The 14,079-nt window shown below is 38.4% G+C and carries 17 protein-coding genes; 13 read left to right on the top strand and 4 right to left on the bottom strand.

All coding sequences use genetic code 11. The features are described from left to right. The first annotated feature begins 157 nt into the window (after positions 1-157). On the top strand, positions 158-937 hold the full coding sequence (locus F7984_RS14015; RefSeq protein ID WP_066105333.1) for a phosphatidylserine decarboxylase: 780 nt from the start codon (positions 158-160) through the stop codon (positions 935-937). A 63-nt stretch (positions 938-1,000) separates the two neighbouring features. Here the strand turns inward: F7984_RS14015 and F7984_RS14010 are convergent, their stop codons facing one another. Further along, on the bottom strand, positions 1,001-1,132 hold the full coding sequence (locus F7984_RS14010; protein ID WP_066105330.1) for a sporulation histidine kinase inhibitor Sda: 132 nt from the start codon (positions 1,130-1,132) through the stop codon (positions 1,001-1,003). 349 nt (positions 1,133-1,481) lie between these two features. Between F7984_RS14010 and F7984_RS14005 the strand changes: the two genes are divergently transcribed. Genes F7984_RS14005 through F7984_RS13970 form a run of 8 tightly spaced genes read left to right on the top strand, consistent with a single transcriptional unit; the run spans position 1,482 to position 6,546 of the window. Continuing rightward, positions 1,482-2,036 carry a YqeG family HAD IIIA-type phosphatase gene (locus tag F7984_RS14005; RefSeq protein ID WP_175354283.1) on the top strand — a complete coding sequence of 185 codons (555 nt, stop codon included), beginning with the start codon at positions 1,482-1,484 and terminating at the stop codon, positions 2,034-2,036. Next, positions 2,024-3,145, top strand: coding sequence for a ribosome biogenesis GTPase YqeH (yqeH, locus tag F7984_RS14000; RefSeq protein ID WP_375138417.1), 1,122 nt, complete (start codon positions 2,024-2,026; stop codon positions 3,143-3,145). Before F7984_RS14005 ends, yqeH begins: the two co-directional genes overlap by 13 nt. A gap of 11 nt (positions 3,146-3,156) precedes the next feature. Then, positions 3,157-3,987, top strand: a complete 831-nt coding sequence (gene aroE / locus F7984_RS13995) for a shikimate dehydrogenase (RefSeq protein WP_066105324.1) — start codon at positions 3,157-3,159, stop codon at positions 3,985-3,987. Then, positions 3,988-4,281 (top strand): ribosome assembly RNA-binding protein YhbY, encoded by a 294-nt coding sequence (gene yhbY / locus F7984_RS13990; RefSeq protein WP_066105322.1) that lies wholly within the window; start codon positions 3,988-3,990, stop codon positions 4,279-4,281. 33 nt (positions 4,282-4,314) lie between these two features. After that, complete coding sequence (locus tag F7984_RS13985; RefSeq protein WP_140461995.1) at positions 4,315-4,902, top strand: nicotinate-nucleotide adenylyltransferase; 588 nt, start codon at positions 4,315-4,317, stop codon at positions 4,900-4,902. Next, positions 4,871-5,443 carry a bis(5'-nucleosyl)-tetraphosphatase (symmetrical) YqeK gene (gene yqeK / locus F7984_RS13980; protein ID WP_140461996.1) on the top strand — a complete coding sequence of 191 codons (573 nt, stop codon included), beginning with the start codon at positions 4,871-4,873 and terminating at the stop codon, positions 5,441-5,443. The genes F7984_RS13985 and yqeK overlap by 32 nt, the downstream gene beginning before the upstream one ends. Then, the gene (gene rsfS / locus F7984_RS13975) at positions 5,444-5,797 is read left to right on the top strand and encodes a ribosome silencing factor (RefSeq protein ID WP_066105311.1); all 354 of its coding nucleotides are present in this window, start codon (positions 5,444-5,446) and stop codon (positions 5,795-5,797) included. It abuts the gene before it with no gap. Beyond that, positions 5,794-6,546 carry a class I SAM-dependent DNA methyltransferase gene (locus F7984_RS13970; protein WP_140461997.1) on the top strand — a complete coding sequence of 251 codons (753 nt, stop codon included), beginning with the start codon at positions 5,794-5,796 and terminating at the stop codon, positions 6,544-6,546. The genes rsfS and F7984_RS13970 overlap by 4 nt, the downstream gene beginning before the upstream one ends. Positions 6,547-6,653: 107 nt before the next feature. On the opposite strand, the gene comER is transcribed toward F7984_RS13970, so the two are convergent. Next, entirely contained in the window at positions 6,654-7,484 is an 831-nt protein-coding gene (gene comER, locus F7984_RS13965; RefSeq protein ID WP_066105304.1) for a late competence protein ComER, read from the bottom strand. A 98-nt stretch (positions 7,485-7,582) separates the two neighbouring features. Between comER and F7984_RS13960 the strand changes: the two genes are divergently transcribed. From F7984_RS13960 to F7984_RS13950, 3 genes are all read left to right on the top strand, one after another. After that, positions 7,583-8,239, top strand: coding sequence for a helix-hairpin-helix domain-containing protein (locus F7984_RS13960; RefSeq protein WP_077248068.1), 657 nt, complete (start codon positions 7,583-7,585; stop codon positions 8,237-8,239). A 72-nt stretch (positions 8,240-8,311) separates the two neighbouring features. Further along, a complete protein-coding gene (locus F7984_RS13955) occupies positions 8,312-8,881 on the top strand; it encodes a ComE operon protein 2 (RefSeq protein ID WP_066105301.1) in 570 nt (189 codons plus the stop codon). Then, positions 8,850-11,183, top strand: a complete 2,334-nt coding sequence (locus F7984_RS13950) for a DNA internalization-related competence protein ComEC/Rec2 (RefSeq protein ID WP_140461998.1) — start codon at positions 8,850-8,852, stop codon at positions 11,181-11,183. The genes F7984_RS13955 and F7984_RS13950 overlap by 32 nt, the downstream gene beginning before the upstream one ends. A 48-nt stretch (positions 11,184-11,231) precedes the next feature. Here the strand turns inward: F7984_RS13950 and F7984_RS13945 are convergent, their stop codons facing one another. Further along, positions 11,232-11,366 carry a YqzM family protein gene (locus F7984_RS13945; protein WP_066105296.1) on the bottom strand — a complete coding sequence of 45 codons (135 nt, stop codon included), beginning with the start codon at positions 11,364-11,366 and terminating at the stop codon, positions 11,232-11,234. 311 nt (positions 11,367-11,677) lie between these two features. On the opposite strand from F7984_RS13945, the gene holA reads away from it, so the two are divergent. Continuing rightward, positions 11,678-12,682 carry a DNA polymerase III subunit delta gene (holA, locus tag F7984_RS13940; protein ID WP_140461999.1) on the top strand — a complete coding sequence of 335 codons (1,005 nt, stop codon included), beginning with the start codon at positions 11,678-11,680 and terminating at the stop codon, positions 12,680-12,682. A 57-nt stretch (positions 12,683-12,739) separates the two neighbouring features. Here the strand turns inward: holA and F7984_RS13935 are convergent, their stop codons facing one another. Then, positions 12,740-14,023: a glycoside hydrolase family 18 protein gene (locus F7984_RS13935; RefSeq protein ID WP_066105291.1), complete on the bottom strand. Its 1,284-nt coding sequence runs from the start codon at positions 14,021-14,023 to the stop codon at positions 12,740-12,742. Positions 14,024-14,079 lie beyond the last annotated feature (56 nt).

The following is a 14,079-nucleotide window of genomic DNA, read 5'->3' as shown; positions in this document are numbered from 1 at the left end:
TGTATCAGTAAGAAAAATCTTTCCCTTCCTTTAAAGGAATAGTAAACTAAGTAGAGACAAACACCCTCAATCGTCATGGGTGTTTTTGTTAATTTTATATCCAATCGAAAGATAGCTAAATGTGAGTAGCTATATAACAAGAAAATAGGTGAAGAAAGTGAAGGAAAAGGTATATCAATTATTAATCGAATTAACCAATGGCAGATGGACTTCTTCCCTTTTAAGAAAATTTGCAAACTCTAAAGCAAGCAGGCGGATAATCCCATCTTTTGCAAAGCAATACAAAATTAATTTGACTGAGATGGATCGTCCCATTCAGGAATACACATCCCTGCATGACTTTTTTACAAGGGCTTTAATAAATGGAGCGCGCGAAATTAATCATGAGGAGGGGACTGTTGTCAGTCCTGTAGATGCCGTATTGGAGGATAGTGGGCCCATCCATGAAGATTCTTCTTTCCAGGTGAAAGGGAAGGTATATTCAGTTGAGGAAATGCTTGGGAACACAAAAGATACAGAAAAATATCTAGGCGGCAGATATATGGTACTATATTTAAGTCCAAGCCATTATCATCGTATTCACTCTCCAGTTGAGGGATTGGTTACACGGAAAAGTACTCTTGGACGAAAGTCATATCCAGTCAACAAGTGGGGGATGACATTAGGTAAATACCCTCTATCAAAAAATTACCGTGAAATCACAGAAATCCAGCATGCCGGAGGATTTCTATCTGTTGTAAAGGTTGGTGCCATGTTTGTTAATTCAATAGAGAGAACACATTCGGGGGATACTCTACATAAAGGGGAAGAAATCGGGTATTTTTCTTTCGGTTCAACCGTGGTTCTATTATTTGAGAAGGAAACCTTTACTCCATACATAACAGGTGCTTTGCCGCAACCAGTACATGTCGGTGAGACAATAGGGTATATAAAATAATAATACAAAAAAATTGCCCTGGATCTTAACCAGGGCGCATGATACAAATGAGTTTGGCTCTGCTTAAAATATTTTATAAGATAAGGATCTCCTGTCAATTTCTCTTTCAATTAGACGGATAAATTCTTGGCTTAAGTTTAAATGCCTGGCTTTGTAATATGATTCAATTAAAAGATCATCTGGTAGTTTTTGCATTATTTTGCCTTGCGGCTTCACCTCCAATTTACTGTTCTAAATGGGTGGCAACGACAATATATTAGTAGTTTGCCTTGGTGTACCCTTAATTTAACAGAATCAAGAGGATGGAACAACCGTTCTGTTATCCACAGGGATAGGTGTATAACTTGTGGGTAAATTGTGTGTATCTATAATTTTTATCGGGAAAACGTATCGTATAAAAAGGTAAATGATCTGTTAGTGATGTGCATAAACTTATCCACAGATTTAAATAATGGCGCAATGTGTCGAAAGGTTTTATATTTCGACTGCACTTTTCATCAAATTTAGCTATTTGGCTATGACATAAATTAAAATATCCGTTATGATGGATAGCGGTGAAAAAGAATTAATAGAGGTGTATAGAGTGATAAAAGCATTTTTACCTTCCAAGCATGTTAAAAGTATTTATGAAATCAAACCTCAGGAATTAAAAGATAATGGTATAAAGGGGATTATTACAGACCTTGATAATACCCTTGTGGAATGGGATCGTCCTCTTGCCACGCCAGAACTGATTGCTTGGTTTGAAATGATGAAGCAACATGGTATTAAAGTGACAATTGTGTCCAATAACAGTGAACTACGTGTAAAGTCCTTTGCTGATCCACTTCAAATCCCCTTTATTTTTAGAGCGAAAAAACCTATGGGAGCTGCATTCAGAAGAGCTGTAGAGATTATGGGTATTAAAAGAGAAGAAGCAGTCGTGATCGGTGACCAGCTTTTAACCGATGTGTTGGGCGGCAATCGTAACGGGTTTCAAACAATCCTTGTCGTTCCTGTTGCTCAAACAGATGGCTGGACAACTAAAATAAATCGTAAAATTGAACGCAGAATATTAACATGGTTCCGTAAAAAAGGACAGATAACATGGGAGGACTAGACTTGGAAAAAGAACAAATTAGCTGTGTGGGATGCGGTGTGACTATTCAAACGGAGCATCCTGAAAAAATAGGATATGCACCATCTTCCTCACTTCAAAAAGAACAAATCATTTGCCAAAGATGTTTCCGACTTAAACACTATAATGAGGTACAAGATGTATCCCTAACTGATGACGACTTTTTAAAAATTCTGAATGGAATTGGAAGTAAGGATGCTTTAATCGTCAAATTAGTGGATATCTTTGATTTTAATGGAAGCTGGCTGCCGGGAATTCAACGATTTGTCGGCCATAATCCAGTTGTTTTAATCGGTAATAAGAGTGATTTATTACCGAAATCAGTCAAGCCTAATAAGCTGATTACCTGGATGAAGCACATGTCGGTTGAACTTGGCTTACATCCTGTTGATATTATGCTTGTCAGCGGTGCTAAAGGACATGGAATTGAAGAAGCAATGGAGCGTATAGAGGAATTGCGTGAGGGACGTGATGTATATGTCGTGGGCTGTACAAACGTCGGTAAATCCACTTTTATCAACCGTATTATTAAACAGGGCAGTGGTGAAGAAAATGTGATTACGACTTCATACTTCCCAGGAACAACTCTGGATATTATCGAAATTCCACTGGATGATGAAAGAGCGTTAATAGACACGCCTGGAATCATTAATCACCATCAAATGGCTCACTTTGTGGGTAAAGAAGATTTAAAAGTGATTACTCCAAAGAAAGAGATTAAACCAAGAGTTTTTCAATTGAATGCTGGCCAAACTCTCTTTTTCGGTGGCTTGGCTCGATTTGACTTTATTCAGGGTGAACGGAATTCATTTACTTGTTATTTGTCCAATGAGTTAAATATCCACCGGACGAAATTAGAAAAAGCAGACGAGCTGTACAAAACACATGTAGGCGAATTATTGGTACCGCCGCATCCTTCTGAATTAGATGATTTTCCACCGCTAGTAGCTCACCAATTCTCTATAAAAGAAGGGAAGACAGACATCGTATTTTCTGGCCTGGGCTGGGTAACGATTAACAAGCCGGGAGCAGTGATTTCCGCACATGTTCCTAAAGGAGTGCAAGTGACGATCCGTAAATCATTGATTTAAAGGAGAGTAAAATGAAGAAGCTGTTCGGGGTATTAGGGAATCCAATTGAGCATTCAATGTCTCCGCTTATTCATAATGACGCATTTGATAAATATTCTGTAGATGGAGTATATTTGCCGTTTTATGTTGAGGATAATGAGCTACAACAGGCAGTCGAGGGAATGAAAGCTTTGGGGGCCGGCGGATTTAATGTAACGGTACCTTTTAAAAGTCGCATTATTCCTTATATCGATGTCTTAGACGAATTTGCAAATGAAGTTGGTGCTGTTAACACTGTTGTCATAAAGGATGGACTGTTATATGGGTACAATACGGATGGTCCTGGGTTTATTAAAGGACTGCTGACTATAACCGATCGTATAGATGGTCAGAATGTCTTGATTATTGGTGCAGGCGGTGCGGCAAGAGGAATTTATTTTGCACTGGCTAAAACAGGTGTAGCAAAAATCGATCTCGCCAATCGGACTCATATTTCAGCAGAACAGTTGCTGGCAGATTATCATGGGAATATAAATTCGAGAGCAATTAGCCTGAAAGAAGCAGAGAGCTCTCTCGGCCAATATGATATTATTATTCAGACAACCTCGGTTGGGTTAGCAGACGTACATGCATCACCACTTTCTCTGACAGAACTAAATCAAAATGCGGTTGTGTGTGATATTATTTATAACCCTCTTGAAACCAAAATTTTAAAAGAGGCAAAAGACCGTGGTAATAAGGTTCAAAACGGTGTGGATATGTTTGTAAACCAGGGAGCACTGGCTTTCGAGTTATGGACAGGTGTTATGCCGGATACAGAAAGAATGAAACAATTAGTTTTACAACAATTAGGAGGATCATAAATGTTAAAAGGTAAACAAAAAAGATTTTTGCGTTCGAAGGCACATTCCCTTCAACCGATATTCCAGGTTGGAAAAGGCGGAGTGAATGAAAATATGATTAAACAAATTGGTGAGGCTCTTGAAGTTCGTGAGCTTATCAAGGTCAGCATCTTGCAAAACTGCGAAGAGGACCGTGATACGGTGGCTGAACAGCTTTCAAAAGGTGCACGTGCGGAATTGGTTCAAGTCATTGGTAATACGATTGTTTTATATAAAGAATCAAGAGAAAACAAACAAATTATTCTTCCATCATAATTAAATTCCTATTTAGGGAAGGGGGCACACTATATGAAAAAAATTGGTATTTTAGGCGGAACATTCGATCCCCCTCATATCGGTCATTTAATTATTGCAAATGAGGTTAGGGAGCAATTAGATTTGGATGAGGTACGTTTTATGCCTAATAATGTGCCCCCGCATAAAACCAAAACTTCAACGTCTAATCAAGAGCGCTTGGATATGCTTACATTAGCAATCGGTAGTAATCCATGTTTTACGATTGATACAATAGAATGGGAAAGAAATGGGCCATCATATACGATAGATACCATTAAACTCCTGAAAGAACGGGATACAAACTCAGAAATTTATTTCATTATCGGTGCTGATATGATTGAATATTTACCGAAGTGGAAACAAATAGATGAATTGAGTGAATTAGTCCGCTTTACAGGTGTTAAACGCCCTGGTTACAGTACTGAGACATCCTATCCTGTCACATTGGTGGATATTCCGGAAATCGCTGTTTCCTCTTCGTGGATTCGTGAAAAAATAAGCAATGGGAAGACAATCAAATATTTGGTTCCTGATGCGGTAAAGATATATATTGAGGAGAATCAGTTATATGGATCAACAAAAAGCATTGGAAATCGTTAGGCAGCAATTACCTGATAAACGATATATTCATACATTGGGTGTATTGGAAAGTGCTCAGGAATTGGCAGAACGGTACGGTGCAGATATAGAGAAAGCTAAATTGGCAGCAATCTTCCATGATTATGCCAAATATCGTCCTCTGGATGAGATGGAACAAATCATTAAGAATGAGCAATTACCGCAGGATTTATTGGAATATAATACTGAATTATGGCATGCACCGGTTGGAGCGGTTTTAGTTAAGAAAGAAGCAAATCTTCATGATGAAGAAATCCTTTCAGCAATCAAAAACCATACTTCGGGCTGTGTCGGAATGAGTATGCTTGATAAGATCATTTATTTGGCTGATTATATAGAGCCTGGGAGAAGTTTCCCTGGAGTAGATGAAGTGAGAGCGTTGTCCTTACTAAGCCTGGATAAAGCTGTGCTTCAGGCAATGGGAAATACAATCACATTTTTGATTAAAAAAAATCAAACAATCTATCCGGATACCTTCCATGCCTATAACGATCTTGCAGAGCAGATAGGGAGGAACAATTAAATGAATGGTAAAGAATTATTAGAGGTAGCTGCAAAAGCAGCTGATGACAAAAGAGCAGAAGAGATTCTCGTTTTGGATATGAAGGGAATTTCGTTGATTTCTGATTACTTCATTATTTGCCACGGTAACTCAGACAAACAAGTACAAGCAATTGCACGCGAAATGAAGGAAAAAGTCGAAGAAAACGGAGCGACAGTCCGCCGAATGGAAGGCTTTGATGAAGCCCGTTGGGTTCTAGTTGATATGGGCGATGTTGTAGCGCATATTTTCCATAAAGATGATCGTTCATACTATAAATTGGAAAGATTATGGGGAGATGCCCCAGAAGTATCATTGCAGGAACTTAATATATGAATGTAAGTTATCAAAACTTTGCTTATGTTTATGATTACTTAATGAAAGATGCTCCCTATCAGGAATGGGTTGAGTTTGTAAAAAAAATTGCCCGAAAATATCAATTAAATGAAAAATCAATTCTTGATATTGGATGTGGGACTGGTGAGCTTGCTATTCGTTTGAAAGAAGCAGGCTTCCAGCCAACCGGCGTTGATTTATCAGAAGAAATGCTGGCTGTGGCAATTCAAAAAGCAAGCGAGAATCAGCATGACATCCCGTTTTATCACCAGGACATGCGAGCTTTAGAAGGATTGAATCTATATGATATAGTTGTCATCTTTTGTGACTCATTAAATTATCTTGGTGATGAGAATGATGTAAAGGATACTTTTAAAGGTGTTTTGAACCATATGAAAGAGGATGGTTTATTTATCTTTGATGTTCATTCTGTGAAAAAAATGTCCACTTTTTTTAGTGATCAAACCTATGCAGATAATGGAGATGATATTTCCTATATCTGGAATGCGTGGAAAGGGACAGATATTCCTCACAGTGTCGTACATGAGTTGACTTTCTATGTTTATGATCATGAGCTTGATGCGTATAACCGGTTTGATGAAGATCATTTTCAACGTACATACCCGATCGATATGTATAAAACTTGGCTTGATGAGATTGGATTTGAGCTTGTGGAACTGATGGGTGACTTCGGAGGAAATTCCCTTGATGAGGCCGATCGAATCTTCTTTGTTTGTAAAAGGAAATAATGTAAAAAAACCAGGAAACGTGATGTTCCTGGTTTTTTAGTTATATTGACACAATGTTTTCATAAATACCTTTGTTTTCGTAAAGGACTTTTATAATATGATTAGAATTAATGATATGAAACCCCAAACTGATTTTCAATTCCCTTTAAATCCTCTTCAAATTTTCGATGCGTAGCCTGAAAAACATGACTAAAAACCTCACCTAATTCACTTTCCAGCACTTTGATACCTTCACCTGTAATACCGCCTTTCACACACACCTTTTCTTGCAAAGCAGGCAATGAAAAATGCTGCTGACGTAATAATTCACCGAGCCCAATCAGCATTGATTCGGTTAGCTGGGTGGCTTCTTCAGTGCTTATTCCCGTATGATCAACCGCAGCTTCGATAAAGTTTCTTGCAATAAAACTAAAAAAAGCCGGACCGCAGCTAACAATATCTGAGGATACTCTGGTATATTTGTTGTCGATTTCGAGCGGCTTTGAAATTGCTGCTGCCATCTGCTGAAGTTGGTTCCGCCAATATGGACTGCAGGATTCACCAAATGTCAGCAGTGTTGCGCCTGCCAAGGCGCGATTGGTAATAGATGGAATAAATCTAGCGCATGAGCAGGGGACGACAGCTTCCAATTGTTTGATGGAGATTGGACTTGTGATGGAAACAATGCAATTATCCGAACTTAGATGAGGTTCAAGAATTTCAATTAATGGATACATTTCATGCGGCTTTACACATAAAAAGATTAAATCCGCTTGTTTTGCAAGTTCAATACTTGTGTGTGCTGTATGGATTCCTGGTAATTCAACAGCCAGGGATTGGGCTTTGTGTTTAGTCCTGTTCATGATGATTACATCCTTTGCTGCAACGGCCGAAGACCCAATTAAACTTTGAATTAAGATGGTTCCCATATTACCTGTGCCAATTATGCCGGTAATCATTATAAATCCTCCTTATTGGATAAATATCACGATATCCACTATTCCTTATAACAAATTTATGCAAGTAAATATCAAATATGAAGAGGAGCGTAAATTAAATGAATGAGAAAATCGTACAGTTTATCAGGCGAAATGGAATCCTACTAGCAGGTGCAGGCGTAGCCTGTGCTGCACTCTTCTTTTGGAATATGCAATCTGAAGATGGGCAAATCGAACAAAGTGAAATAAATTGGACGGAGGAGAGTGCAATAGAAAAAAAGAATGAAGATACGGAAAAACTGGTGGCAGAACCTGAGGTGAGTGCTACTTATAAGGTTGATGTGAAGGGTGCCGTTCAAAAACCTGGTGTATATGAATTTTTGAAGGGGGATCGAGTAACGGATGTCATTCAAAAAGCAGGTGGATTGAAAAATGGGGCTGATAGTAAGCAAGTGAATATGGCGCAATTAGTAGAGGATGAAATGGTCATCTATATCCCAATCAAGGGTGAGACAGCAGAGGCTTCTAATCATACAGCTGGGGAAAGTTCAGGGAATACAGTCTCAGCGGCCAAGGGGGATGGTACAATTAATTTGAATAAAGCAACATCTGAAGAACTACAGGAACTTCCGGGAATCGGTCCGAGTAAAGCGACAGCGATTTTACAAAAACGGGAAGAACTTGGATCATTCAAAACGATTGAAGATTTGAAGGAAGTTACAGGCATAGGTGATAAAACATTTGAAAAGCTCAGGGAATTAATAACTGTTAAGTAAGAAAAGAATAGTTGTAGGAAGGATACAATTCTTGTTAAAGTGAAGGAAAGTTCATTGAAAGAGGAGAGAGAAATGGAACGTATTTCATGGGATCAGTATTTTATGGCGCAAAGCCACTTACTTGCATTAAGAAGCACATGTACAAGGTTAATGGTTGGAGCGACAGTCGTAAGGGATAATCGCATTATTGCCGGCGGGTATAACGGATCAATTGCTGGAGGTGTGCATTGTGTGGACGAAGGATGCTATGTTATTGATAACCATTGCGTTCGAACCATCCATGCTGAAATGAATGCCTTGTTGCAATGTGCTAAATTTGGTGTACCAACTGAGGGGGCTGAGATTTATGTTACTCATTTCCCTTGCTTGCAATGCTGTAAAGCCTTAATTCAAGCAGGAATTAAAACAATCTATTATGCCGAATCCTATAAGAATCATCCATATGCTGAAGAATTATTTGAACAGGCAGGTGTGCGTGTTAAACAGGTGATTGTTGATGAAAAGTGGGTTGATTTCCATGATGAAAAGAAAATGAATTTTGTCATGGAGCTTATTAATGAGCTAAAAGAAAGAGGAGCTTCTGAATCTGATCTTGCACGCTATCTGAAAGATGCAGCAAGTTTATTTCCGCAATTTGACTGATATGAGCAACCGATTTTTATTTTATAGTGCTGTAATTGCTATTTCAGGGATTACAGCACCCATTTACTTAAGTAAAACTTTTCTTCTGCTAATAGTCCTCGTATTTTGTTACATTCTAAACAAATTTCCAATTAAGCAATCGATTCCCCTGTATATTATCTTTTCAATATTTTGTGTCCATAGCTTTTTTTGGGATCGTTCAAATACCAGCCAGTTGACCGGGGCTGAAACTCAGCTTTTAATCCATTTTACATCCTATCCCCAGATTAAAGGGGACCGGGTTAGTGGTCTTGCTGAACTCTCAGATAACGAGAAAATATGGATTACTTACCGGATTAACAATGAAGAGGAGGCAAATGTCTTAAAAAATACGATTCTAACGGGAAAGTCCTTTCGCGTAAACGGAAATCTGACAAAACCAACTCGTGCAACGGTCGAGAATGGATTTGATTTTCGAACCTATCTAAGGTTTAATAGAGCGCATTGGATTTTGGAAATCGAAAATAAAGAAGATATATCCAAAGATAGCCGCAATTTGTTTGTAAAACTGGCACAAATGAGAGAGCGGGAAATTAAGCGGATTGATCATTTATACTTAGGAACCGCTGGCAGCTTTACTAAAGCACTCATATTTGGTGAACAAAGTGGTATATCAGAGGATATGTATAACCAATTTAAGAAACTGGGGATTGTCCATATCTTGGCTTTGTCAGGGATGCAAGTTGCATTAGTGGCTGCTATTTTATTTTATGGATTCTTAAGAATCGGCTTTACTCGGAGGCAAACCTTTTTGCTGCTAGCTTGTTTACTTCCTTTTTATGCGGTCATCACCGGATTGTCTGCTTCGATTGTCAGAGCATGCATGATGGCTTCCATATTTATGTTTGGTCAGTTTATCGGACTGCGGTTGACAGCTTTTAAAACAATAACGATTTGTCTAATGGGATATCTACTTATTAATCCGTATCAAATTTTCCATATCGGTTTTCAGTTATCCTTTTTGCTGACTTATGGGTTAATACTTTCAACAAAAATCCTTCAAAAATCGCCGCATTCACCTGTTTTCAGTCTTTTTATTATGACGGCAATATGCCAAATCATCTCCACGCCAATCATCATCTATCATTTTTATGAAATTTCCCTCATTAGTTTTATTTCTAACTTACTTTATGTACCGTTGTTTACTTATTTATTATTTCCTTTAACCATTGGTGTTTATTTGCTGATAATCCTTGAAATTCTTGTTGAGCCGGGATTGCTGATGCTCAATTTTATTTATTCTTTATTGGAGAAATCTACAGAGCTTATGTCTGCCTTGCCCTCCTCCACTCTTATATTTGGTAAGCCATCCAAACTGGTAATGGTATGTATTGTGGTTTGTTTTATCTCTATTCTTAATGGAATAGAAATCCGCTCGAAACACCTGTTTAATACGTGTCTAATCACGATTTTAATGCTCTTTTATCAATATAACAGTCAGTTTTTTTCAGGAAATGGAGAGATAACCTTTATAGATGTAGGGCAGGGGGATTCAACGTTCATTCAATTACCTGGTGATAATGGAACATATCTTATTGATACAGGTGGAGCCACTCTGTTTGGAAAGGAGGAGTGGGCAGTACATAATAGCCAGTTCGATCCTGGAAAAGATACTATATTACCATTTTTAAAAAGTAAAGGAATTAAAGTCATTGATAAACTAATCCTTACGCATGCTGATCAGGACCATGTCGGAGGAGCAAGAGCCATTGTTGAGGAATTGAAGATTGGTGAGATATTGATACCATTTGAACAGCGTAAGGAGTTTAGAGAGACGGAAGTAATAAAGGAAGCGATTGATCAGAAAATCCCCGTTAAAGAGGTTCAAGCAGGAATGGGGTGGACTGCGGGAGATGCTAAATTTACCATTTTATCGCCAGTAGAGAAAGTGGAGGAAAAGAATGAGTCTTCAATTGTTATAAAAGCAAGTATTAATCAGGTAGATTGGTTATTTGTTGGAGATTTAGGTGAACTCGGAGAAGACAAGCTTTTGCAAAATAAAATGAACCTAAGGGCTGATATTTTAAAAGTGGGACACCATGGCAGCAGAAACTCTTCCCAAATAGATTTTATAAGAGAGGTAGATCCTAAAATAGCTGTCATTTCATCGGGAAGAGATAATCGTTTTGGCCACCCGCATGAGGAAGTCATTCATTTGCTTGATAAAGAAAATATTATTATTTACAGAACAGATTTACAGGGCAGTATTCAATATACGTATACGAACAAAAAAGATGGAACGATTTCTATTCAAAGTCCATAGTATGTGTAAGAAATGAAAAACGGCCATGAGGCCGCTTGAAAAAATGAACTATGCACCGATTAATTGGATGACCATGGCAATAATAAACATGGTAGCGAAAAAACCAAATGATACAACAAATCCCATGATGGAATCTGATACGTCATTTGTTTTTGATTGTACATTCTTTTCAAACTCGTTCATTAATCCACCCCCCGACCTCTTTTATCATAGAACATTTAGTAAAAAAAATCCACAATCTCCAAATTTATATAATTATTATCCTGCTATTTTCCAAATAAACATTTCAGTACATGAAAGAGTCATTTAAATGGTAACTGATCTATAGCGCTTTTTCGCTTTTTTGTTAGGTATCCCGGGTCCGGCAAGAAGGCGTTGATATAGATTCTGGGAACCGGTTATTTTTTCCGGTTCCTCTTGAAAGACTTGTCAAAATTGATGGTGGGGATTAGGATGAAAGAAGGAATTTATAAACAGAGGCGATTATATTGGTAATGGATTTATGGAATACAATTAAAAGTAAACGGTTTAGTCCTGTCTACCTTTTATTTGGCGAAGAAGAGTATTTTATAAAAAAAACAAAGGCTTTAATCTGCGAGCATGCTTTATCAGAGGATGAAGCAGAGTTTAATTTGGCTACTATTGATCTGGAGGAAACACCTGTAGAGTTGGCAATCGAGGAATTGGAAACCTTACCGTTTATCGGGGAGCGCAGGGTTGTTATATTACATAATCCCATATTTTTGACAGCCGAAAGAAAGAAGGAAAAGGTTGAGCATGATCTAAAAAGATTGGAAAGCTATCTGGCTAATCCTTCACCGACATCAATTGCCATCTTTATAGCTCCATATCCAAAGCTGGACGAGCGTAAGAAAATAACGAAGGAATTAAAGAGAAATTCTGCAGTCTTGGAAGCGAAACCGCTATACGAAAAGGAATTATCTAAATGGATCACTGCCAACGCTAAATCCTTAGGAGTGAAAATTACACCTGAGGCGGTAGAAACTTTATTATCTCTGACGGGGAATCACTTAATGATGGCTGCAAGTGAGTTAGAAAAGCTCGCTTTGTATGCGACGGTCGAACAGGAAATTGACAAGGCAATGGTAAATAAACTTGTTCCCAAGACCTTTGACCAAAATGTATTTGATTTGGTCGATTATATTATGAATGGCCAAAAAAAAGAAGCTATCCAGTTATATAAAGAGCTTCTGATTTTAAAGGAAGAGCCAATTCGTATATTAGCAGCCATTGCACGGCAATACAGGATTATACTTCAGGTTAAAAAACTATCAGGACAGGGCTACAATGCCCAGCAAATAGCATCTAAATTAAAAATGAGCCCTTATCCGGTAAAACTTGCACTGAAGCGTGTGAAAGATTTTACAGAAATGAAATTGATGCGTGCTCTCTCTGAATTGGCAGAGCTGGACTATAAAATGAAGAGCGGTGCCGGAGACAAAGAAATCCTTTTAGAGCTATTTATATTAAAATCATAACAGTACCTGGTAAAACGAAAGGTATCATGGCGAGTGCATGATACCTTTTTTGTAATCCTATCTTTTAATGGTTGTGAAGTTGTTTTCTATTAGGAGCCAGTTCTGCGGAAACGATAATCCTAATTTCCAATAACTCATCCCCCGAAGATTTAATTCCTTTAGTAGATTAAATTTTGCCTGTATGGAGCGAGCATCCTCAAACCATACCTCGTGTTCTCTTCCTTCGGCATCCCTGTATCTAAAATAGGGTGCCTGAGCATTATTGTCATAAAGAATTGGTACGTTATTACGTCGTGCCAGATCAATGGCCTGCTGAGGGGAGAGCGCTCTGGCTGTAGTACCCTGTACGAAGGGGAGTGTCCAATCATAGCCATACAGATTTTGCCCCATCATAATTTTACGTGATGGAATCTCTGAAATCGCATAGGTAAGCACCTGGCGAACAGGTCCTATAGGAGATACAGCCTGAGCTGGCCCACCGCTGTAACCCCACTCATAGGTCATAATGAGGACCCAATCTACAACTGCACCCTGTGCTTTGTAATCATGTGCTTCATACCACTTGCCCGTTTGGGTGGCGCTTGTTTTTGGAGCTAGCGCAATTGAAACCTGCCAGCCTTGCGGTGAAAATCTTTCCTTTGCTTTTTGTAAGAAATTTGTATAAGCCTCCCGATCTTCCCCTCTAAGACTTTCAAAATCAAAATGAATATCTCTAAATCCTTGAGCTTTGGCAGTATCTTCAATGTTGGAAAGCAAATTATTTTGGATATCCGTATTGTTTAAAATAACCTCCCCGAGTTCACTGCTGAACGCATCATTCTCTAAATTTGTCACAACCATGACCAGTACATTGTTCGCGCTCCTGGCTATGGCCGGAAATTCACCTAATAGAGGCGGTTTTAGCGTACCGTCGCGTTGAACTTGATAGCTGAACGGTGATAAGTATGTAAGGTGAGGTACTGCAATTCTTGCTTCTCGTTCCAGATTGGGAGAAACAGTATTTCCTCTTGGTTCCACATAGGCATTAAATTCAGCTTCACGTCTAGGGATTGGAGGGATATACAGCCTTAATCCTACAGTTAATGGTGTGTTTAATGAAATATTATTTACTTCTGCAATTTCTTGAGCAGTTCTTCCAAACCTCCGGGCAATTGTATATAGGCTATCTCCTGGTTGCACAAAGTAATAGCTCCCTGTAATCGGAATAACAAGTGCCTGACCTATAACCAAATCATTTGGATTTTCTAATTGATTTGAAGAGATAATTTGTTCAGGAGTAGTATTAAAGGTCTGCGCAATGGAATAGATACTCTCTCCTTGTCTGACAACATGTATTTGCATTTCTTTTCTCCTTTCGGTGGCTAATTATATTAAATGTATGTAGAGGAAGGAATAAG

The sequence above is a fragment of the Pradoshia sp. D12 genome (assembly GCF_008935075.1).
Lineage (GTDB): Bacteria > Bacillota > Bacilli > Bacillales > Pradoshiaceae > Pradoshia.
This window is presented reverse-complemented; position numbering and strand designations above follow the sequence as displayed.